Here is a 22381-nt window from a genome sequence, read left to right as displayed (position 1 = left end):
GGCATGTGCTCCGCATACAAGATGAACAGTCGTATTTGATGTTTTCTGCCCCCATGGATCACCAGCAGACGAATCCCCCCACCGCGCCGCGCCGCCGGGGGCCGTTCCGTGCCGCCGCGGCGTCCACGGCAGTCGTCGGCGCGGCAGTCATGGCCGCGGCCGGCCTGCTGCTGCCCGGCTCGCCGGCCGGTGCCGCCACCTCGGACGACGGCGGGACGACCGCCGCGCTCGGGACCGCCGCCGCTCCGTCGGACACGTCCTGGCCGAACGGCAGCGAGTGGCCGCCGAACACTGCCGCGCCGTCGTCGTCGCCCAGCGGCGACAACGCGTCGTGGCCGAACGACAGCCAGCGGCCGAACAGTGCGGCGCCCTCCAGCGCGGCACCCTCCAGCTCCGCCCCTTCCAGTTCCGCCCCCTCCAGTGCGGCTCCCTCCAGCGCTGTCCCCTCCAGCGCGCCGCCTGCCGAACAGCACACCACGGTGCCTGACGGGGACAGCTCCACGGCGCCCGACGGGTATGGCTCCACGGCGCCCGACGACGGATATGGCTCCACGGCGCCGGATGACGGGTACGGCTCCACGACGCCCGACGACGGGTACGGCTCCACGGCCCCGGGCTACGGGGACACGTGGCCGAGCGTGAGCCCGTCGCCCAGCCACAGCACCAGCTGCCCGCCCACGACTCCGCCCACGACACCTCCGACCAAGCCTCCGACCACTCCGCCCACCAAGCCCCCGACCGCGCCGCCGTCCCACCACCCGTCCCACCACCCCTCGCACCACCCGAGCCATCACCCGTCCCACCACCCGTCCCACCACCCGTCCCACCACCCCAGCCACCCGCCGACGACGCCGCCCACCAAGCCGCCGACGACCCCTCCGACGAAGCCGCCCACGACGCCCCCCACGACACCTCCGACCACCCCTCCCACGACTCCGCCGTCGCACCACCCGTCGCACCACCCGAGCCACCACCCGTCCCATCACCCGAGTCACCACCCGTCGCACCACCCCAGCCACCCGCCGACCACCCCGCCCACGACGCCGACCACGCCCACCTCGACCCCGCCGAGCCTTCCGCACACCGGTGCGTCGGCCCAGGTCGAGTGGGCCGCCGCGGCGGCCGTCGGGGTGCTGGGCGCCGGCGGTGCGCTGGTGGTGTTCAGCCGCAGGCGCGGGCGCCACAACTGACGCCTCGCGTATGACCGTTCGTATGATCCGTACGACCGCCGCCGGTCCGGCCGCCGCACGCCTTCCCACGGCGTACGGCGGCCGGTCGGGGGTAAGCGCCGCAGGGACAGTGCCTATTCGAGGGGGCCGCGTTCCATGGCGCTACGAGTCCCGCCCTTCCGTGCCGGCCCGTCCTCCGGGTCGAGCGGGGCGGCCACACCGGGGGCGGCGCGGAAGGCCGCGCCCAAGTCCGTTCCGAAGCCGAAGCCCAAGTCGAAGCAGGGGCCGAAGCCCAAGTCCGCGCGCAAGCCGGGCTCTTCGCCGAAGCAGGCGGCCGGGAGGCCCCGCAAGGCCGCGGCCGGCCAGGCGCCGAAGTCCCGCCGTACGCTGCCCGGTTGGTGGCCGCGCTCCGGCGGCGACGTACCGGCGAAGTCGGCGAAGTCGGTCAGGACGGCGAAGCCGGCCAAGGCGGCAGGGCCCACCAACTCCGCCAAGTCCGCCGCGCGCCGCGACACCCCGCCCGCCCCGCTGCTCCAGCGCCGTTCCGCCGTCGCGCTGGCGGCCCGGGCGCTGGTGCTCGCGGTGCTCGTGGTCGCGATGGTGGCCTTCGCGGTGGCGCTGGCCCGGGTGACCCTCGTGCCGTCGCCCGCCTCGGACGCCCTCGTGCACACCAACCTGAGGCCGGGCGCGTCGATCCGGGCCTACCTCGACCAGCCGGACACCCGCGACACCGTCAAGCAGATCGGCGGCAACATCCTGCTCGGCGTGCCCTTCGGCATCCTGCTGCCCACCCTCTTCCCGCGCACCCGCGGGCTGATCCGGGTCGTCGTCGTCACCGCCCTCGTGATGCTCATGGTCGAGACCACCCAGGGAGCGATCGTGGAGGGCCGCGCGTTCGACATCGACGACGTCATCCTCAACACCGCCGGCTCCCTGCTCGGTTACCTCGCCCTCGGCCTCCGCCTCGGCCGCGCCCTCCACCCCCGCCGCCCCCACTGGTACCACCGCTACGGCATCGGCAAGGCTCCGGACCCCACCCCCGCCGATCCCGAGCGCTGACCGGGTACCGCCGCCGGGCGGTGCGGGTGCGGGTGCGCCGTACCGGAGCGGAGCGTTCCCCTATGGCGAGCACGTGTGCACCCCCTGCGCCCCTGTGGCACCATCACTTCGAGCTGGGCGGGCCAGGGGCCATGCGGTGTGCCAGGAGGCGGAGAGTTCCATATGCAGGTGGAGATCCGGGCGACGAACGACGACGACGTTCCTGCCTTGCACGACTTCTTCCGCTGGCTGAGGGACGACCAGGACGGGCCGGAGTCGGTCCGTCTGGAGAACTCCGCCACCGGTTGCCCCGGGGCGATGGGAGCCCTGGAGGTCATCCAGGTCGTCCTCGCCGAGTCGACGACCATCGCGAGCCTGGCGATGCAGTACGTCTCCTGGCGCCGCTCGCGAGCCGGCGGCGGGCGCGGCGCGGGATTCACCTTCGCCCGCGCCTCGGACGGCCTGTCCGTCACCGTGGAGAACGGCACCGACGACGAGGTGCGCCGGGTCCTGGCGGTGCTCGCGGCGCTGCCGGAACCACCTCCCGCCCCCGACCCGCCCGCGCCCGACCCTGACGGCCAGGCCCCTGAGTAGCCCGCATGGCCACCCACGGGGACAGGGAACTCGCCGATCCGCACCGCTCGTACGCGGTCCTCGTCGGAGCCGCGTCGTACGACCATGCCTCCCTCGACGAACTGCCCGCGGTCGCGAACAACCTCGGCAGGCTGGCCGAGTTGTTCACCGACGCCACGATCTGGGGCCTGCCGCAAGGGAACTGCGTACGGCTGCCGCAGCCGGAATCCCGGGAGGAGGTCCTCGACGCGATCCACGACGCGGCGCGCAAGGCCGAGGACACGCTGCTGGTCTACTTCGCCGGGCACGGTCTGGCCCATCCGGACGTCAACGGCCTTCTGCTCGCCCTGCCCGGCACCGATCCCGAACGGGTCTACACCGCACTGGACTTCGACGCCGTACGAGGCGAGGTGCTCAGTACCCGGCGCGACGTCAACCGGGTCGTGATCCTGGACTGCTGCTACGGCGGGCGGGCCTTCGAGGGGGGCATGGGCGGCGCCGGCCGGGCGGTGCGGATGGCCGAGCAGACGCGCATCGCGGGCTCCTACCTCCTCACCGCGAGCTCCGCGACCCGGCAGTCGCAGTCGCCGCCCGGCGAGACGTACACGGCGTTCACCGGAGAGCTGATCCGTCTGCTGGAGAGCGGCCTGCCCGACGCCGGCGAACTGATCGAAGCCACCCACGTCTACGAGCACCTGTACGGCGAACTGCGAGCCAAGGGACGCCCGTTGCCGCAGCAGCGGCTCAGCAACACCGGCCGCACCCTCGTCTTCGCCAGGAACCGGCACCTGGCGGAGAACACACCGGTGGACGCCCAGGAGCAGGGCACGAGCCCGTCCAAAACCCCCGACGTGGCGTCCGGGCCGGCCCGGACGCCACGCGAACTCGTCCAGGAGGTCGCGAGGTCGAGGACCGCGGACGGCGCTGCTGCCGCCGACGCGCTGCTGCGGGAATGGGCGGCGCGCCGTCCGGTCCAGGAAGTGGCCGCCCTGGCGGCGCTTTTGAGCGCGGCGGACGACCGGGCCGCCTCCGGTGTGGTGACCGCGGCCTTGCCCGAACGCGGCCCGCAGGCCGTCGCCGACTACCTCGACGCCCTGTACGCCGTCGATGACGAGCCGGCGGACGCCGCACGCGTCCTGCGCCATGCCGCCGGCCAATCCGTCGACGTCGTCGCGGCCACCTACAAGGCCCTGCGCTCCAGCGGCCGTTCGGCCGAGGCGGACCGCCTGCTGTCCCTGCGGACCGAGCGTCTGAGCAGCACCGACGACGTCCTCGAACTGGCAGGAGCGCTCTGGTCCGCCGGTCTCGAGCCGGAGGCCGACCGGGTCCTCACGGCCGCCACCACGGACTCCCCGGAGGAATCAGGACGCCTGGCCGACGCCCTCCTGGCCATCGGCCAGCAGGACCGGGCGTTCGCGCTCTACCTGCGGACCCAGGAGACGGTGATACGGCGTCCCGTGCCCGCATTCGTGCAGCTCCTGCAGAAGATGCACGAGGCGGAACACGAGGACGGCCCCGCCACGATCCTCGAACGGTGGATCGCCGGCGCCGTTCCCCCGTCAGCGTCGCTGGTGCTTCCCGATCTGCGGGCCATCGCCGAACTCTGCGCGGAACTGCGTTCGGCGGGACTCGGCCCCGACGCCTCGACCGTGCTGCGGCGATGCGCCGCCGCGTTGTCTCCGGCGGACCTGACCGCACTCGCCGAGACGCTGTACCGGCAGGGCCGGGGTGAGGACCCCGTCCTGCTGTTGTCGATGGCGACCCGCACCGGCCCGATCGAGGCCGCGGTGGACTTCATCGACAGCCTGCGCGAGATGGGCCGCCCCGTGGACGCCAACGCCCTGCTCGACGAGATCGGCCGGGGGCCCTCACAGGACGTCGCGCGGCTGCTGGAGCGGTTGGAGGAGCGGGGCCGAACCCGTGACCGTGACCGGCTGCTGTCCGTGATCGCGGCTGAACCGGCCTCGGCGCGGATCTTCTCGTTGCTCAGAGAGCCGTTCCTGGCGGACGGGCGCTACGACGAGATGTTCGCCTCGCTCGGCACCGCGTCGGACGAGGTGTTCGCCGAGGTGCTGGAACAACTGCGGGAAACCGGAGGCCATCTGGACCTCCTCGCGCTGTTCGGCTACGGCGCCCGCAGAGCTCCGGCGGATCTCGCCGCACGGCTCGCCTGGATGGAACGCGGGGGGTTCCCCGAAGCCCTCGCGCTGCGGGCCTACTTGTCCGACCGCGGGATCTCGGCCGGCGGACGTGTCCCGACCCTGGACAAGAGCGATCTGGGGGCCGTGGCCGACCGCTTCCGGTCTCCCTCCGGGCTGGCGCTGGCGCTGGCGGCCCTGCGGGCCCTCGGCCGGGAGGAAGCGGTCCGGTACGCGGCCCGGCGGGCGGCGCGGGCGTGGTTCGGCTCCGCGCGGCGGCTGGAGCTGACGCTGTCCCTGCGCCGCAGGGGCCTGCACGACACCGCCCGGGTCGTGATCAAGGAGGGATCGTGGGACGACATCGGCCACCTGCGCGATACGGTCACCGGGCTGCACGGCGCGGGGTTCCCCGACGACGCCGCTTACGCGCTGCGCTGCTACGCCGTCCGGCTCGGCGGCCGGGCGAAGAAGCTCGCGGTGTCGCTCGGCTTGGAACTGCCGCCCGGCTCGGCGTACTTCCCGCTCCTGCGGCGCTCCGTACTCGACGACGGTGACGGCACGGCGAGCTGACCGTTTCGGAACGGCCGGGTGTCGGAACAGGCCGGATCAGGACGGGTCTTCGGCCAGGGTGGAGACGCCGGTGATGCGGTGGAGGGCGAAGGTGCGGTTCTCGTCGGCGGTGTGGTCGTAGGCCGTGACGTAGCCGCCTTCGACGCGGAGCGGGGCGATGACGCGCTGGGTGGCGGCGCCCTCGGCGTTGACGTAGCCGATCCAGAGGGACTCGCCGGTGAGGGCGGCGGCCTGCACGGTGGCGAGGGTGTCGGCGGCGGGGGTGCGGGGCAGGCCGCCGTCGTGGGCGGCGGGGGCGCTGCGGGTGACGGTGGCGGCGCGGTCGCCGGCCCGGATCGCCTTGACCGCGAGGCCGAGCAGCGCGTCGTCGGGCGCGGGAGGCCCGTCGGTGACGGGCAGCGGCGGGGTGCGCGGCGGGGTGCGGCGGGCGTCGGGGCGGGTGATCAGGACGTCGCCGTCGGGCGATTCCGCGGCCGGGGCGAGGCCCATCGCGCGCAGCCGCTCCAGGAGGGTGGCCGGGTCGGCCTGCGCGGCCAGCACGGTCGGGGCGAGCCGGCGCAGCCCGAGACCGCCTGCCCGGCGGTCGGCGAGGAGTTCGGTGAGCACGGCGTCGTCGTCGCAGCGCAGGTACGCGGCGGCCACGCCGACCCGCAGCGCGCCGTGCCGGCGCGCCACGTCGTCGATGAGGTAGCTCAGCGGCTGCGGCACGGGCGTACGGGAGTGGGTGGTCAGGAAGGACTGCAACTCGGCGGCGCTGCGGCCCGCGTCCAGGGCGCGCCGCACCGACTCGGGGGTGAAGCGGTAGACCGTGGCGCCGCCCTTGGACTCGATGTCGGCCAGCATGCCCAGCATCTCCGCGAGCGGCGCGACCAGCGGACCCGGGGCGACGGCCGTCAGGTCGGCCTGGAGCAGCACGTGGTCGAGCGGTTCCGGCAGCAGCGGGGCGAGCGCGGTGGCGGCCGCGTCCGGGTCGCCGGCCAGCAGCGGCCGGGCGTGCGCGGCGAGCGCGCCCCGCCCGGTGACGCCCAGTGTCTCGGCGTCCATGAGGGTCCAGTCGAGCAGGTCGGTGCGCAGCGCGTCGGCGCCCGGCCGCAGCGGGCGGTCCCAGCGCAGCCGGGCCAGCAGCGCGTCCCGGTCCGCGGCGGTGCCGGGCGGTGGCTCGGCGAGCAAGTCGAGTGCGGCGCGCCGTACTTGGGGGGCGAGCGGGCGGTCCAGGTCGGGGCCGAGCGCGGCCAGCGCCCGCCCCTTCGGGTCCCGGCTGCCGACCAGCCCGGCGGTGCGGGTCGCGGTCAGCCAGGCGGCGGCCAGCGCCGACCACTGCTGCTGGGACGGGAGTTGGGCCCATCCGTCGGCCGCGGGGGTCGGGGCGTACGCCTCCTCGACCTCGCCGTCCGCGGCCACCAGCCCCGCGGCGTAGGAGAGTTCGACCCAGAAGGCGGCCTGCGGCTCGGGCAGGTCGAGGGTCGCCGCGGTCCGCTTGAGGTCGCGCACGCTGATCCCGCCGGCCCGCAGCACGGTCGGCCCGCCGGTCTCCCACGCGGCGAGCAGCTCGGCGACGGTGCGTACGGCGGTCAGCGCCTGGCCGGCCGCGGTGAGGTCGACGGTGCGCGGGGTGCGCGGCACCGGGGCGATCGGCGGCGGCGCCGGCTGCGGGGAGCGGTGCGCGCGGCCACCGCGCAGCGCGAGCGCCGCCTCGCGGGGCAGCGCGACGTTGTGCGGTCCGGCGGGCAGCAGCAGGCCGCGGGCGAGCAGCCACTGCACGGCGGTCGAGGCGTCCTTCGCCCGTACGGGTGCGGTCGCGTCCCGCACCTCGCCGTACGGCGGCCCCCACACCAGACGGTCGAGCACGGTGCGCACGCCCTCGGGCGCGGAGTCGAGCAGCGGGCCCAACCCGGCCGGATCGGCGAAGAGTTCGGCCAGCGCGCGGGTGGCGCTCACCGGGTCGTGGGTGGCCGGCAGGCCCGCGTCGGCCACGATCTCCTGGAGCCGGGCGGGCGACATGCCCGAGGTGGCCTCGCCGACGGACGGGCCGAGCCCGGTCGCGGACGCCACCGCGGGCGACGGCGCCAGCACGTCGCGGGCCGCGCGCACCAGCCGCAGCCGGTCCTCGCCGCCCCACACCACGCCCCGGGTGCGCAGCCGCTCCACCGCGCCGGGCAGGGCGGCGGTGACCGCCGCGGCGAGGTCGGCGGGCAGCGGCTCGCCGAGCGGGGCGGCGCCGCCCCCGGCCGGGTCCGCGCCGGCCATCAGCACGCGCAGCGCGTCGTACGGGCACGGGTCGGCGGCCACCGCGAGCGCCTCCGCGACCTGGCGGGTGAACGCGTCGACCTGGTCCAGCGCGCGCAGCACCGACGCGCGGGTGGCGGCGCGGGTGGCGAGCTGGGTGAGGTCGTTCGGGACCGGGGTGAGCAGGTCGGGCCGGGCGCGCAGGAGGCGGGCCAGCGCGTCGTCGTCACGTGCGCGCAGGTCCTCCGCGAGGGTGCGCGGCTCTGCCGTATCCATCCGTCCCACATTAGCCGCATGGACGTAGGCGGACGGGTACGGTCGTCGTGGCGGGCGGCGGTGCGGCGGACGGCGGAAGGAGCCCGGCGGTGGGCGTGGAGAGCGACCGGCTGGTGTTCGACTACCTCAGCCGGGTCGGTGACCTGGCGCAGACCGCGCTTCCGGCGGCCGACCGGATGCGGCTGGTGGCGCAGTTGCGGACCGACATCGACCGGGCCAGGGGCGAGGGGGACAACGCGGCGGCGGTACAGCGCATCCTCGGGCGGTTCGGCAGCCCGGACGAGGTCGTCGAGGCGGCGGCGGGCACCCGCGGGTCGGGCCGGTCCGCCGCCCGCGCCGCGTCGGGGGCTGCTTCCGGGTCCGGTGCGGGCGAGCCGCCCGCCGGGGAGCCCGCACCGGGGACGTACGGGCCGTACGCGAAGCCGCGCAGGGCGGCGGTGCCGAAGTCGCGGGAGAAGTTGCCGGAGGAGCCGTCCGACGGGTCGCGTGACGAGTCGCGTGAAGAGCGGCGGGCCTCCCGCCGGGAGAAGCCGCGGTCGCGCGGTGAGCGGGAGCCGGAGTGGTGGGGCGGCGGGCTGGGGGAGGGGCGGCTGCGGGCCGGGGACGAGCTGGCCGGGCTGCCGGGGATGACCGGGGGGATCTTCATCCCGTTCGACGACGAGGACCTGGCGGGGAAGGAGGCGGGGGAGGAGCTGCGGCCGCTCCCGGGCGCCCTCGCGGGGGGAGGGGGCGGTGGCCCCGGGGAAGGCGAGGGGGCGGCGGGCGGCGGGCCGGCCGAGGCGGGGCCGACGGGGCGGAAGGGGCTGCGCGGGCTGCTGCGGCCGGGCGCAGGCGCGGGCGGGGGCGCCCGTGCCCGCGTGAAGCGGTGGGGCAGCCCGCTGCTGCTGTGCGCCGCCGCGCTCCTGGTCGCCGGTGTGGTGATCGGCTCATGGATTCCGCTCGGGCTCGGCTGGCTGGCCGGATACCTCTCGCGCACCCTCACCCGTACCCAGGCCAAGATCGCCGTGTTCGGGGTGCCCGGGGCCACGGCCGTGGGCTACGCGGTCTGGCTCTGGGGCCGTGACAAGGGCCGATGGGGCTCGCCCATCGCTCAGGGGCAGATGGGCCACGTGATCCGGGACGACCTCCCCGTCGCGGTCCGCGTCGCCGCCGTCGGCTCCGCCCTCTACTTCCTCTGGCGGGCGCGCAGGTCCGCGTAGCGCTCGGCCTGGGCGGACCCTCCGGGTTGCCCGGTGCCGTCGGTGCCGGGACCGGCTCCCCGATGGGAGGTGGTCCCTCGGCGGACGGGAACGGGGGCACCGGGGTGGGTCCCGTCGCCGTCGGGGACAATGGGCGGGTGACCAAGGACCTCGCCGCCCCGTTGACCGTCGGGTTCGACCTCGACATGACCCTGATCGACTCCCGCCCGGGGATCAAGGCGGTGTACGACCAGCTGGCCGCGGAGACGGGCACCTTCATCGACTCGGCGCTGGCCGTCACCCGCCTCGGCCCCCCGCTGGAGGACGAGTTGGCGAACTGGTTCGCGCCGGAGCTCATCGCGGAGATGGGCGACCGCTACCGCGCGCTCTACGTCGACCACGCGATCCTCCCGACCCCGGCGATGCCCGGCGCGGTGGCCGCGGTGGAGGCGGTACGGGCAGCGGGCGGCCGCCCGCTGGTCGTCACGGCGAAGCACGCCCCGAACGCCCGGCTGCACCTGGACCACGTCGGCATCGAGGCGGAACTGCGCGGCTGGCTGTGGGCGGAGGCGAAGGCCGAGGCGCTCGTCGAGTACGGCGCGTCGGTCTACGTCGGCGACCACGTCGGGGACGTGCGCGGGGCGCGTGCCGCCGGCGCGCTGTCGGTGGCCGTGGCGACCGGGCCGTGCGGGGAGGAGGAACTGCTGGCGGCGGGCGCCGACGTGGTGCTGGCCGGCCTGACGGAGTTCCCCGCCTGGTTCGCGGACTACCGCTCCGCGGCGGCCTGATCCACGGCGGCCTGCCCGGCCGCCTTCTGCCCGACCCCGGACTGCCCGATCCCGGACTGCCCGAGCACGGCCGTTCCCCCCGCACCGCCCGCCGTCGCGTGCCGCTGGGCCAGCGCGGCCTTCAGCAGCCCGACCAGGGCCAGCGCGAGGCCCAGTCCCATCAGCATCGACACGAAGTACGCCGGGGTGGGCAGCCGCTTGGTGTGCAGCAGCAGCGGCGCGACCGTCACCACGGTGCCGACCGTCCCGACCAGGAACGTGATGGCGCCGGTGCGGACCAGCAGGTCACCGGGGCCCAGGGTTTGTTTGCTCACCCGACAAGGGTAGGTCCGTGGGGTGGACGGAGTGGAACGGAGTCAGGGCCGGCGGGCGTCCTGTCGTACGGTGGCGGGCCGTCGGTGCGCTGGCGGCGACTGTGCGGACGGGTCCGTGGACGGGTCTGCCGACGGGTCCTCGGACGGGTCCGGAGTGGTCCGTTGACGACCTGCCGGGAGCGGTTTCCAGCTGCTCTCGGGTAATTCTCCAGCAGCCCCCGGCGGGTTCGGGTAATTTCGAGTAACTTCCATCAGCTCCGAGAACTTCGGGCGACACCGAGCAATGAGGACGAGGTCGGACGTGCCTACCGGCAAGGTCAAATGGTTCAACAGCGAGAAGGGCTTCGGCTTCCTCTCCCGCGATGACGGCGGCGACGTCTTCGTGCACTCGTCGGTGCTGCCCGAAGGGGTGGCGGCCCTCAAGCCCGGCCAGCGCGTGGAGTTCGGCGTGGTCGCGGGCCAACGCGGTGACCAGGCACTTTCGGTGACGCTGCTCGATCCGGCACCGTCCGTCGCGGCCGCCCAGCGGCGCAAGCCGGATGAGCTGCTGCCGATCGTGCAGGACCTCACCTCGCTGCTGGAGGACGTCGCGCGCTCGCTCCAGCGCGGCCGCTATCCGGACAAGGCGCACGGCCACAAGATCGCCTCGGTGCTGCGCGTCGTCGCCGACCAGCTCGACGTCTGACCCTTCGGCGGCGAGTGCCCCTTTTAACCGGGCTTTACCGGAACCATGGATTCCGGTAAAGCCCGGTGTGGTAATTCAGGTCACATCCGTCACAAATCCGCCGGTTATCCGAAAGCCAGCGCGCCGGCCGGCAGCGGCGGCACCAGGCCCTCGGCCGCGGCCCGGGTGAGCAACCCGCGCACCGCCGCGTAGCCGTCCTCGCCGAGGTCGGCGGTGAACTCGTTGACGTACAGCGCGATGTGCTGGTCGGCGACCGCGGGGTCCATCTCCTGGGAGTGCGCGAGGACGTACTCCCGGGACAGCTCGGGCTCGTCCCAGGCGCGCCGCACCGACGCCCGCGCCGCCTCGGCCAGCGCGCGCAGCCGCTCGCCGCCCAGCGACCGCTTGGCGATGATCGCGCCCAGCGGGATCGGCAGCCCGGTGGTGGCCTCCCAGTGCTCGCCCATGTCCGCGAGCTTGTGCAGGCCGTAGTTCTGGTACGTGAAGCGGGCCTCGTGGATCACCAGGCCCGCGTCCACCCGGCCGTCCCGCACCGCGGGCATGATCTCGTGGAACGGCAGCACCACGATCTTCCCGACGCCGCCGCTCACCTCGGCCGCCGCCCACAGCCGGAAGAGCAGGTACGCCGTCGACCGCTCGCTCGGCACCGCGACCGTCTTCCCCGCCAGGTCGGTGCCGGCCTCCTTCGTCAGCACCAGCGGCCCGCACCCCCGGCCGAGCGCCCCGCCGCAGGGCAGCAGCGCGTACTCCTCCAGCACCCACGGCAGCACCGCGTACGACACCTTCAGGATGTCGAACTCGCCGCGCTCCGCCATGCCGTTGGTGATGTCGATGTCGGCGAACGACACGTCCAGCGGCGGGGCCTCCTCGACCAGGCCGTGCGCCCAGGCGTGGAAGACGAAGGTGTCGTTCGGGCACGGGGAGTACGCGATCCGCAACGCCGACTCCCGTTCGGCCGACCCGCCCTGTCCGGCCCGCTGTTCCCGCTGCTGCTGCTCTGTCTTCTGCTCGTCACCCATGATGTGCCTCAACTCCCAGTACGGCCGGCAGCTTCCCGAACGCGGCCGTCAGGGCCGCCAGCGCCTCCCCGATCCGCCAGGCGGCCCGGTCGCGGGGACCGACGGCGTTGGACACCGTACGGATCTCCAGCACCGGCAGGCCCGCCGCCGCGGCCGCCTCGGCCACTCCGAAACCCTCCATCGCCTCCGCCACCGCGCCTGGGTGGCGGCCCGCCAGCTCGGCCGCCCGCTCGGCGCTGCCGGTCACCGTGGACACCGTCAGCACCGGCCCGTACGCCGCCGCGAGGCCGTCGGCCACCGCCTGGCTCAGCTCCGGCGGCGGGAGGTGGCGGGAGGTGCCGAAGCCCAACTCGGCGACCGGCACGAAGCCGTCGGGCGTCTGCGCGCCGAGGTCCGCCGCCGTGATCGCGCTCGCCACGGCCACCGAGCCGATCGGTGCGGTGGGTGCGAAGCCGCCGGCGATACCCGCGCTGAGCACCAGGTCGTACGGCTGCCCGGCCGCCTCCGCGCGGGCCAGCGCGGTCGCGGTGGCGGCGGCAGCGGCGCCGGGGCCGACGCCGCCGGCCAGGACGGTGGCGCGGAGTGCGGGCGCGGGTACGACGTCGGTGGCCGTGGCGGGGTCGGGGGCGTCCGTGGTCACCGCGCCCGGGGGGAGGGCCGCGGCCAGGCCCGCGGCTGCCGCGTCGCGCTCGGCGGCCACCGCGGTCACCACCAGCAGGCGGTTCGCGGGCGCTGTCGTACCGCTCATCCGTTCAACCGCCCATCCGTACGGCGACGGACCGGGGCGCGGCCGACCGTCGCTCAGCCGTCGTTCACTTGCCGCTCAGCGGTGGCCGAGCAGCGGGCCTCAGCCGTCGCTCAGTTGCCGCTCAGCCGGCGTTCAGTGGCCGCGCCGCAGTTCGAAGGAGATCACCCGGGTGACCTTGGCGCCGCTGGTGTCCGCGGACTCCACGATGTTCAGCGTCACGCTGTCCACCGGGGTGGTCTGGCCGGTCTGCGGGTCCTGCACATGGAACAGCTCCGCGCTGTCCACCGTGAAGTAGGTCTTGTTCTTGAGCACCTCGTCGTTGGCGAGCGAGGTGTTCTGCACGATCAGCCAGCCCTTGTCGCCGATCGAGGGGTCCACGCCGATCCGTACCTGGTCGCCGACCGGGACGGTGATGTGGTGGGTCGGCTTCGCCTGGAGGCACTTGGCGAAGATCGCCTGCGGCAGCAGCGCGCCCTTGGCGTAGCAGGCCTTGCTCGCCGACGCCATCACTGACTTGCTGCCCACGGTCACCGTCGCCTCGGCGGTCGGCTTCGTGCAGGCGGTGAGGGAGATCAACCCGAGGGAGATGGCACCGAGGGCGGTGGCGGCGCGGCGAATGCTCATGGCAGGAGGCTACCGGGCGGTCGCCTCCACTCCGCGCGCGGGTAGGCCGTGTCCCCCGAGATCGGGCCGGTGGCGCGGGCCGGGCGGCCGCCGGGAGTTGTGCGGACGGCGCGCCCTCAGGTGACGCCGGCCTTCGTCGACGAGCCGCGCCCTCAGGCGACGCGGGCCTTCGTCGACGAGCCGCGCCGGGCGGCGCCCAGCAGCCCGCGCACCGCGACCAGGAACGCCGTCAGCACGAGGCAGGCCGCCGTCGCCATGCCCAGCGAGCCGTTCAGCGGCAGCACGATGCCGATGCCGCCGCCGACCACCCAGGACAGCTGGAGCACCGTCTCGGAGCGGGCGAAGGCCGACGTACGGACCGCCTCCGGCACGTCGCGCTGGATCAGCGCGTCCAGCGACAGCTTCGACAGCGCCTGCGCGATGCCCGCGACCGCGGTCACCGCGGCCACCGTGAACAGGCCGAACCAGCCCGCCGCCACGGACGCCACCGACAGCGCGCACACCAGCGCCGTCGCGATGATCACCTCGGGGCCGCGGGCCTTGAGCCAGGCGCCCAGCGCGGTGCCCAGCGCGTTGCCCGCGCCGGCCGCGACGACCGCCACCCCCAGCGACAGCTCCGGCGACAGCCCGCCGATCGGATGCTCGCGCAGCATGAACGCCAGGAACATCGTCAGGAAGCCGGACAGCGCGCGCAGCCCGCAGTTGCCCTGCAACGCGTGCAGCACCGACGAACCGACGCCCAGCAGACCCGGCTTGCGGCCCGGGACGCCGGACGGCTCCGGCGGCGCCTCCTCGTCGGCGGTCAGCCTGGCCCTGCGCTCGCCGCGGGCGGAGTCCACCTTGTTCGGCAGTGCCATGCACAGCACCGCGCCGCACATGAAGATCGCGAAGGCCCCGTAGAGCGGCCACTGCGGGCCGATCTTGTGCAACCCCGCGCCGACCGGCGCCGCCACCGTGGTGGCCAGCAGACCCGAGAGGGTGACCCGGGAGTTCGCCTTGACCAGGGTGGTGCGATCCGGCAGCAGCCGCGGCACCACCGCGCTGCGCACCACGCCGTACGCCTTGGAGCCGACCAGGCTGCCCAGCGCCGCCGGATACAGCCCGAGGCCGGCGTGCGAGACCATCCCGGCCATCATCCAGGCGAGCACCGCGCGGGCCACCATGGACATCGCCATCGCGGCCCGGCGGCCGTGCTGCAGGCGGTCCAGCAGGGGGCCGACCACCGGCGCGAGCAGGGCGAACGGCGCCATCGTGATCAGCAGGTAGAGCCCCACGCGGTTGCGGGCCTCGCCGCTGGGGACCGAGAAGAACACGGTGCTGGCGAGCGCGACGGTGATCATCATGTCGCCGGCCGAGTTGACCGCGTGCAACTCGATCAGTTTCGCCAGACCCGACTCGCCCGCGCCGCCCGCGTGTGTCGTGCGCCGGATACGACGGCGCAGCGCTCCCGCCGACCGCCCCACGCCGCTCGCGAGGGCGCGCCCGGCCCTGCGTGCGGGCCCTGGGCCCGCGGTCACGGTTCGTGCCACGACGCAATCCTGCCCCAATTGGAAGACGGCGCACCCCCTCCTTTGCGCGCATGGTGCGCACCGGTAGCGTGCGATCGCGCAGAATGGGTGACAACAGGTGCGCCCGATGACGCTCGGGCAGGGCCGGGGAAGCGGTGAACTCAGGCGTTGAAGCGGTCCGTCGGTCCGCTCCGCCGAGGTTCATCGCGCCTCGGGTCCGCCCGCCCGCGAGCGCACACGTGAGACGGCGTAGAGAGAGAAACGATTTCTGTGAGTCCTGCGATGCGAAGCCGTACCCCTGATCGCCTGTGCGCCGAGGCGGTCGATGTCGCGCTGGCCGTGACGAGGGAGGCGGTGGGCGCGGCATCGGTCGGCGAGCACCTCGGCGTCGTCGCCGAGGGCGACCGCGTGGTCACCCATCTGTTCGCGTGCACCGAGCCCGCCTACCGGGGCTGGCAGTGGGCGACCACCCTCACCCGGGCGTCCCGGGCGAAGGCGGTGACGATCGACGAAACGGTGCTGCTGCCCGGTCCGGACTCCGTACTGGCACCCGAGTGGGTGCCCTGGAGTGAACGGCTGCGGCCGGGCGACATGGGCCCGGGCGACCTGCTGCCCACCGAGGCGGACGACCTGCGGCTCGAACCGGGATGGACCGGGGACGGCGCGGCTGCGGTGACGGCAGCGGCGGATGTCGCGGGGGTCGTGGAGATCGAGGAGGCCGTCGAGGCGGCGGAGGCCGGGGAGGCCGGTGGGACCGCCGGGGGCGAAGCATCCGGTGGGGCCGGAGCGGCAGGAGCGACCGCGCCGGGGTCCGGAGCCGCGCACGGCGGTGCCGGTGGTGCTGACAGCGCTGACGGTGCTCATGGGGCCGACCCCGCGTCGACGGCCGGTGACGTGGTCACCGGCGTCCCGAGCATCGCCGAGATCCGCTCGGTCGCGCGCCAGCTCGGCCTCGGCCGGCCCCGGGTGCTGTCCCGGTACGGCCTGCACACCGCCGCCGACCGCTGGGAGGAGCAGTTCGGCCCGAAGACGGCGATGGCCCAGGCCGCGCCCGCGAACTGCGTGAGCTGCGGCTTCCTCGTGCCGATCGGCGGCTCCCTCGGGCAGGCGTTCGGCATCTGCGCGAACGAGTACTCCCCGGCCGACGGCAACCTCGTCTCCCTCGCGTACGGCTGCGGCGGCCACTCCGAGGCCGCCGTGATGCCCAAGACGCCCGAGCCCGCGCCCATGGTCCTCGACGACCTCGACGACGACGAGACCCCCTGAGGGGCGCTGCCTGAGGGGCCCTGCCCGCCGCGGAGCGAGCCGAGCCCCGCGGAGCGAGCCGAGCCGGCGACGGCGGAAGGGGCGGCGTAGGAACGCGTGGGGGAGACCCTCAGGCGCGGTCCTGGGCGCGGTCCTGGGCGCGGTCCTGGGCGCGGTCTTGGGCGCGGTCCTGAGTGCGGTCCTGGGCGCTGCCCGCGTACTGCCCCAGGCGCGGCCCTGGGGGAGCCCTGGCGGACGGACGGCTCGGGCGGACCGGAACGGACCGTTCGGGCCCTGGCGGACAGAACCGACCACTTCAGGGGGTCGGAGCACCCATGGGACGCAGTGGAGTACGGTCGGGCTGAAAGGGGCCCGGAGCGGCCGGAACCCGAAGCGCACAGTGCATGACGAAAGGTCCAAGTGACCCGCCCAGGCGTGATCCGCACGACCCCGGAAGGCCAGCCGGACCCCTTCCGTACCGCTTCCCTGCGCCAGGCCGTGCTGACCGCGTGGTCCGCGTCCGCCGCGCGGTTCCGCGAGGACGCCAACGCCGAGGAGGACCTCGCGCTCGGCGGTCACCGCGACCGGCTGATCGTGGAACTCGCCCAGAACGCCGCCGATGCCGCGACCCGCGCCGGCGTCCCCGGACGGCTCCGGCTCACCCTGCACGACGCCGGCCCCGGCGCCGCCGACGGCACCGGTTCCTCCTTCGCCTGCCTCGCCGCCGCCAACACCGGCGCCCCGCTGGACCCGGCCGCCGTCGAGTCGCTGTCCACGCTGCGCGCCTCCGCCAAGCGCGACGACGCCGCGGAGGCGGTCGTCGGCCGCTTCGGCATCGGCTTCGCCGCGGTCCTCGCGGTCAGTGACGAGCCCGCCGTGCTCAGCCGCAGCGGCGGAGTGCGCTGGTCACTCGGCGAGGCCCGCGCGCTCGCCGCCGACATCCCCGACCTGGTCGAGGAGTTGCGCCGCCGCGACGGCCATGTCCCGCTGCTGCGGCTGCCGTTCCCCGCCGAGGGCAGCGCTCCGGACCCGTACGACACCGTGGTGGTGCTGCCGCTGCGGGACGGCTCCGCCGAGGATCTGACGAACCGTCTGCTCGCCGCCGTGGACGACGCGTTGCTGCTCGCGCTGCCCGGTCTGGCCGAGGTCGTCATCGACACGCCGTCGGGCGTACGGACGTTGACTAGGCGTCAACTCGACGGTGGTGACGTGCTGATCGAGGACAGCTCCCGCGACGCGCCCGCCCGCTGGCGGGTCGACGCGAGCGACGGCGAGCTGACCCCCGAACTGCTCGCGGACCGCCCGGTGGAGGAACGCCTGCGCCCGGTCTGGTCGGTGACGTGGGCGGTGCCGGTGGACCCCGAGGGCGCCCCGGCCGCGCCGCGTACCGCGGGCGTCGTGCACGCCCCCACCCCGACCGACGAGCCGCTCGGCCTGCCCGCGCTGCTGCTGGCCACCTTCCCGCTCGACCCGACCCGGCGGCACACCGCGCCCGGCCCGCTCACCGACTTCCTGCTGGACCGCGCCGCGGAGGCGTACGTCCGGCTGCTCGCGGGGTGGCGGCCGACCGGCGCCGGCGTGGTGGACCTGGTGCCGGGACCGCTCGGCAAGGGCGGCCTGGACGCCGAACTGCGCCGCCGGGTCCTGGACGCGCTGCCGCGGACCCCGTTCCTGCCGCGCGCCGTGGAGGCCGGCGCGGCCGCGCCCGAGGCGGGCGGCCCCGCGCCGGACCCGGACGCCTGGGACGACGGCGGCCGGCTCGCGGGGGAGGGGCACGCGCTGCGGCCGGTGGAGGCCGAGATCGTGGAGGGCGCCACCGCAGAGGCGGTCCGAGTGCTCGCCGAGGTACTGCCCACGCTGCTGCCAGCGAGTCTCGAACGGCGTCCCGCGCTGCGCCAGTTGGGCGTCTCCCGGCTCTCGCTCGCCGACGTGGTGGACCGGCTGGCGGGTGCCGAACGCCCCGCCGACTGGTGGTGGCGGCTCTACGACGCCCTCGCCGGCACCGACCCCGACGTGCTCAGCGGCCTGCCCGTCCCGCTCGCCGACGGCCGTACGGTGGTCGGCCCGCGTCAGGTGCTGCTGCCGGTGCCCGGTGGCGGCGACGAGTACGCCGCCGGCGGTTCGGCCCGGGGCGAAGACGCTTACGGCGTGGGCGACTTCGACGGCTCCGGCTACGGTTCGGGCTCCGGCTCCGGCGAGCGCGCCGGCGGTGTGGACCCGGCGGTGCTCGCCCGGCTCGGCCTGCGGGTCGCCCACGCGGACGCCGCCCACCCGCTGCTGGAGAAGCTGGGCGCCGCCCCCGCCACGCCGCGCGCGATCCTGACCAGTCCACAGGTGCGGGCCGCGGTGGCCGCCTCCCTCGATGACGACCGGGTCGCCTGGGACGACGAAACGGGTCTGGACGCGGAGGAGTTGGCCGACGCGGTGCTCGCACTGGCCCGGGACGCGGGCCTCTCGCCCGGTGACGAGCCGTGGCTGGCCGGGCTCGCGCTGCCCGACGAGGACGGCGAACTGGCCCCCGCGGGAGAGCTGGTGCTGCCCGGCAGCCCGCTGGAGTCCGTGCTGCGCGAAGGCGAACTCGCCGCCGTGGACGCCGACCTGGCCGACCGCTGGGGTGAACAGCCGCTCACCGCGGTGGGCGTGCTCGCCACCTTCGCGCTGGTCCGCGCCGAGGACGTGGTGCTCGACCCCGACGACCTCGACCCGCGTGACACCGACTGGGCGGAACCCGACGACGTCGGGCTGCTCGACGCCGTCGACGTGTGGTGCGAGGACGTCCTCGACCAGCTTCCGGAGGCCGACGTGCCACCGGTCGCCACCGAGGTGATCGGCGTCCGCGACCTCGACCTGGTGGACGACGACGCCTGGCCGCAGGCGCTCGCGCTGCTCTCCCGGCCGCCACTGCGCGACGCGGTGACGGCACAGGTCCGGGTCCTGCTGCCGGACGGCACCACCGAGTCCGTACGGCCTTACGCGGCCTGGTGGTTGCGCGATCACCCGGTGCTGGGCGGGCGGCGCCCGGTCGGCCTGCGCGCCGCCGGCGGCGACCGGCTGCTGGCCGGGCTCTACGACGAGGCCGAGACCGACACGGCCGTGGACGCGCAGGTGCTGCGCGCGCTCGGCGTGCGCACCACGGTCGACGCGCTGCTCGCCGAACCGGGTGGCGGCGCCGAGCTGCTCACCCGCCTCGCCGACCCCGACCGCCCCGTCACCGCGGCCCAACTCCACGGTCTGTATGCCGCGTTGGCCGAGCTCGATCCCGAACAGGTCACCCTGCCCGACGAGTTGCGGGCGGTGCGGGACGGCGAGGTCGTGGTGGTGGACGCCGCCGACGCGCTCGTCGCCGACGCACCCGACCTGCTCCCGCTGGCCGGCGGGCTGCCGCTGCTGCCCGTACCGCCGCGGCTGGCCGCCGAACTGGCCGAGCTGTTCCAGGTCCGCCGGCTGAGCGAGGCGGTCGAGGCGGCGGTGATCTCGGACGGCGAGCCGCACGACGTCCTGCCCGCCGTGCACGACCTGCTGCCCGGCGCTCCGACCGGCTACGTCGAGCACGAGGAGCTGCTGCTCACCGGCGACGTCGAGGTCGACTGGCGCTGGGTGGACGGGGTGCTGCACGGTGCCACCGTGGAAGGTGTCGCGGCCGGGCTGGCCTGGGCGGCGGGCCACTGGGAGCGCCGCTTCGAGCTGGCCGCGCTGCTGGAGGACCCGACCCGTACCGAGGAACTGGCCCGGGCTCGCTGGTTCGACTAGGCCGCAGCAGCCGCCAATGCCGCGCCGTCACTGCCGCACAGCCGCCGCCGTACAGCTGCCGCAGCCGTACGTCCGTGACGGCGCCGCGACCCGTACGGCCCCGCGCCGTACGGGTGTTCAGGCTTGGGCGCGGGTGTCCCGGCGGCGGACCCACGCCCAGCAGAACTCCAGCACCACCCCGCCGACCGCGGCGATGCCGACCGCCGACCACGGCACCTCTTCGCCGACCAGCTTCAGCGCGAAGAACCGCTGCAGCCACGGCACGACCAGCACCACCAGGAAGCCCAGCACCATCGCGAACACCAGCGCGACCCGCCACCAGGTGTACGGCCGGGCGACGATCGCCAGCACCCACACCTCCATCAGGAACAGCGTCAGCGTCGCCGCGCTGGTCTGCGCGTCCAACGCGCCGGAGCCGGAGTAGTGGTGGCGGGCGAACAGGTACGTAGCGAAGGCCGCGAGGCCGCAGATCACGCCGGCCGGGGTGGCGTAGCGCATCACCCGGCGGACGAAGTTCGGCCGGGCCCGCTCCTTGTTCGGCGCGAGCGCCAGGAAGAACGCCGGCACCCCGATGGTCAGCGTGGACAGCAGCGTCAGGTGCCGCGGCAGGAACGGGTACGGGATCTGCCAGAACACCACCAGCAGCGCCAGCAGCACCGAGAACACCGTCTTGGTGAGGAACAGCGTGGCGACCCGGGTGATGTTGCCGATCACCCGCCGCCCCTCCGCGACCACGTAGGGCAGCGTGGAGAAGCTGTTGTCGAGCAGCACGATCTGCGCGACCGCGCGGGTGGCCTCGGACCCGGAGCCCATCGAGACGCCGATGTCCGCGTCCTTGAGGGCGAGCACGTCGTTGACGCCGTCGCCGGTCATCGCCACGTTGTGCCCGCGGGACTGCAGCGCGCCGACCATGTCCCGCTTCTGCTGCGGGGTGACCCGGCCGAAGACGGCGCCCTCGTCCAGCATCTGGGCCATCTCCTCGCGGCCGGCCGGCAGCCGCCGGGCGTCGACCGGCCGCTGGGCGCCGGACAGCCCGAGCTTCGCGGCGACCGCGCCGACCGACACCGCGTTGTCGCCGGAGATCACCTTGGCGTGCACGTCCTGCTCGGCGAAGTACCGCAGGGTGTCGGCCGCGTCGGGGCGCAGCCGCTGCTCCAGCACCACCAGGGCCGTCGGGACGACCGCCTGCGCGGCGAGCGGGTCGTCCAGCTCCCGGTCGGTGCGGGACAGCAGCAGCACCCGCAGCCCCTCGTCGTTCAGCCGGTCCACCTCGGCCAGTGCCTCGTGCCCCTCGGGCAGCAGCACGTCCGGCGCGCCGAGCAGCCAGCGGCTGGTGGTGCCGTCGGGCTCGGTGAAGGCGGCGCCGCTGTACTTGCGCGCCGAGCTGAACGGCAGGGTGCCGGTGCCACGCCAGTCCTCGGCCGACTCCGGCGGGTAGGCGTCGATGATCGCCTGGAGGCTGGCGTTGGGGTGCGGGTCGGACCGGCCGAGGGCGGCCAGCACCCGGCGGGTGTGCTCCTCGCCGGCGCCGTCGAGCATCCGCAGCTCGGTGACGTCCATGCCGCCCTCGGTGAGGGTGCCGGTCTTGTCCAGGCAGACCACGTCCACCCGGGCCAGGCCCTCGATCGCGGGCAACTCCTGCACCAGGCACTGGCGTCGGCCCAGCCGGACCACGCCGATCGCGAACGCCACCGAGGTGAGCAGCACCAGACCCTCGGGCACCATCGGCGTGATGCCGCCGACCGTACGGCGCACCGCCTCGCGCCAGTTGTGGTCCTCCACCGTGAACTGGCTGATGATCAGGCCGATCGCGGTCGGCGCCATCATCCAGGTCACCCACTTGAGGATGCGGCTGATGCCGTTGCGCAGTTCGGAGTTGACGAGGGTGAAGCGGGACGCCTCGTCCGCCAGTTGCGCCGCGTACGCCTCCCGGCCGACCTTGGTGGCGGTGAAGGCCCCGCCGCCGGCGACCACGAAGCTGCCGGACCGCACCTCGTCGCCCGCGTGCTTGAGCACCGGGTCGGCCTCGCCGGTCAGCAGCGACTCGTCGATCTCCAGGCCGTCCGCCTCGGCGAGCCGGCCGTCCACCACGACCTTGTCGCCGGGGCTCAACTCGATCAGGTCGCCGAGCACGATCTGCGAGGTGCCGATCTCCGCGGCCGTGCCGTCCCTGCGCACCATCGGCTTGGCCTCGCCGATCACCGCGAGGCTGTCGAGGGTGTGCTTGGCGCGCAGCTCCTGGAAGATGCCGATCGCGGTGTTCGCCACGATCACGAACCCGAACAGGCCGTCCTGGATCGGCCCGACCACCAGGATCACCAGGAAGAGCCCGCCGATGATCGCGTTGAACCGGGTGAGGACGTTGGCCCTGACGATCTCGGTGACCGACCTGGACGAGCGCACCGGAACGTCGTTGACCTCGCCCCGCTCCACCCGCCGCGCCACCTCGGCGCTGCTCAGCCCGGGCTCGCGGGCAGGTGCGATGCCGGGGTCCGTACGTTCCGTCATGGCTCGACGGTACGTGGCGTGCCC

17 protein-coding genes are annotated in these 22381 nt (G+C 74.8%); 9 read left to right on the top strand and 8 right to left on the bottom strand.

Features of this window, described 5'->3' with window-relative positions; all coding sequences use genetic code 11:
* Positions 1-58: 58 nt before the first annotated feature.
* Positions 59-526, bottom strand: coding sequence for a pentapeptide repeat-containing protein (locus tag OG370_RS17140; protein WP_328465169.1), 468 nt, complete (start codon positions 524-526; stop codon positions 59-61).
* Between OG370_RS17140 and OG370_RS41495 the strand changes: the two genes are divergently transcribed.
* The 4 genes from OG370_RS41495 (at position 480) to OG370_RS17120 (ending at position 5488) form a co-directional block, all read left to right on the top strand.
* A complete protein-coding gene (locus OG370_RS41495; protein WP_443060694.1) occupies positions 480-1190 on the top strand; it encodes an LPXTG cell wall anchor domain-containing protein in 711 nt (236 codons plus the stop codon). The two genes, OG370_RS17140 and OG370_RS41495, sit on opposite strands and share 47 nt — an antisense overlap.
* Positions 1191-1325: 135 nt before the next feature.
* Positions 1326-2228, top strand: a complete 903-nt coding sequence (locus tag OG370_RS17130) for a VanZ family protein (protein ID WP_443060693.1) — start codon at positions 1326-1328, stop codon at positions 2226-2228.
* A 162-nt stretch (positions 2229-2390) separates the two neighbouring features.
* On the top strand, positions 2391-2801 hold the full coding sequence (locus OG370_RS17125) for an effector-associated constant component EACC1 (RefSeq protein ID WP_328465165.1): 411 nt from the start codon (positions 2391-2393) through the stop codon (positions 2799-2801).
* Between the two features lie 5 nt (positions 2802-2806).
* Positions 2807-5488, top strand: coding sequence for a caspase, EACC1-associated type (locus OG370_RS17120; RefSeq protein WP_328465163.1), 2682 nt, complete (start codon positions 2807-2809; stop codon positions 5486-5488).
* Positions 5489-5524: 36 nt separating this feature from the next.
* Here the strand turns inward: OG370_RS17120 and OG370_RS17115 are convergent, their stop codons facing one another.
* Positions 5525-7990, bottom strand: a complete 2466-nt coding sequence (locus OG370_RS17115) for a helicase C-terminal domain-containing protein (protein WP_328465161.1) — start codon at positions 7988-7990, stop codon at positions 5525-5527.
* 89 nt (positions 7991-8079) lie between these two features.
* Between OG370_RS17115 and OG370_RS17110 the strand changes: the two genes are divergently transcribed.
* Positions 8080-9189 carry an HAAS signaling domain-containing protein gene (locus OG370_RS17110; RefSeq protein WP_328465159.1) on the top strand — a complete coding sequence of 370 codons (1110 nt, stop codon included), beginning with the start codon at positions 8080-8082 and terminating at the stop codon, positions 9187-9189.
* Positions 9190-9326: 137 nt separating this feature from the next.
* Positions 9327-9956, top strand: a complete 630-nt coding sequence (locus OG370_RS17105) for an HAD family hydrolase (protein ID WP_328465157.1) — start codon at positions 9327-9329, stop codon at positions 9954-9956.
* Here the strand turns inward: OG370_RS17105 and OG370_RS17100 are convergent.
* Entirely contained in the window at positions 9935-10270 is a 336-nt protein-coding gene (locus OG370_RS17100; RefSeq protein WP_328465155.1) for a hypothetical protein, read from the bottom strand. The genes OG370_RS17105 and OG370_RS17100 overlap by 22 nt on opposite strands.
* A gap of 301 nt (positions 10271-10571) precedes the next feature.
* Between OG370_RS17100 and OG370_RS17095 the strand changes: the two genes are divergently transcribed.
* Complete coding sequence (locus OG370_RS17095; protein WP_103885605.1) at positions 10572-10955, top strand: cold-shock protein; 384 nt, start codon at positions 10572-10574, stop codon at positions 10953-10955.
* A 104-nt stretch (positions 10956-11059) separates the two neighbouring features.
* On the opposite strand, the gene OG370_RS17090 is transcribed toward OG370_RS17095, so the two are convergent.
* The 4 genes from OG370_RS17090 to OG370_RS17075 all read right to left on the bottom strand — a co-directional run bounded on the left by OG370_RS17090 (position 11060) and on the right by OG370_RS17075 (position 14875).
* The gene (locus OG370_RS17090) at positions 11060-11974 is read right to left on the bottom strand and encodes a 1,4-dihydroxy-6-naphthoate synthase (protein ID WP_328465151.1); all 915 of its coding nucleotides are present in this window, start codon (positions 11972-11974) and stop codon (positions 11060-11062) included.
* Positions 11967-12722, bottom strand: coding sequence for a futalosine hydrolase (locus OG370_RS17085; RefSeq protein ID WP_328465149.1), 756 nt, complete (start codon positions 12720-12722; stop codon positions 11967-11969). The genes OG370_RS17090 and OG370_RS17085 overlap by 8 nt, the downstream gene beginning before the upstream one ends.
* A 132-nt stretch (positions 12723-12854) precedes the next feature.
* The gene (locus OG370_RS17080) at positions 12855-13346 is read right to left on the bottom strand and encodes a hypothetical protein (RefSeq protein ID WP_328465147.1); all 492 of its coding nucleotides are present in this window, start codon (positions 13344-13346) and stop codon (positions 12855-12857) included.
* Between the two features lie 152 nt (positions 13347-13498).
* Positions 13499-14875, bottom strand: coding sequence for an MFS transporter (locus tag OG370_RS17075; RefSeq protein ID WP_443060692.1), 1377 nt, complete (start codon positions 14873-14875; stop codon positions 13499-13501).
* Positions 14876-15136: 261 nt separating this feature from the next.
* Between OG370_RS17075 and OG370_RS17070 the strand changes: the two genes are divergently transcribed.
* Both OG370_RS17070 and OG370_RS17065 read left to right on the top strand, forming a co-directional pair.
* Entirely contained in the window at positions 15137-16120 is a 984-nt protein-coding gene (locus tag OG370_RS17070) for a DUF3027 domain-containing protein (RefSeq protein WP_328465145.1), read from the top strand.
* Between the two features lie 417 nt (positions 16121-16537).
* Positions 16538-19849 (top strand): sacsin N-terminal ATP-binding-like domain-containing protein, encoded by a 3312-nt coding sequence (locus OG370_RS17065; RefSeq protein ID WP_443060872.1) that lies wholly within the window; start codon positions 16538-16540, stop codon positions 19847-19849.
* 117 nt (positions 19850-19966) lie between these two features.
* Here the strand turns inward: OG370_RS17065 and OG370_RS17060 are convergent, their stop codons facing one another.
* On the bottom strand, positions 19967-22357 hold the full coding sequence (locus OG370_RS17060) for an HAD-IC family P-type ATPase (protein WP_328465141.1): 2391 nt from the start codon (positions 22355-22357) through the stop codon (positions 19967-19969).
* Between the last annotated feature and the right edge of the window lie 24 nt (positions 22358-22381).

This window comes from Streptomyces sp. NBC_00448 (genome assembly GCF_036014115.1).
Taxonomy (GTDB): Bacteria; Actinomycetota; Actinomycetes; order Streptomycetales; family Streptomycetaceae; genus Actinacidiphila.
This window is presented reverse-complemented; position numbering and strand designations above follow the sequence as displayed.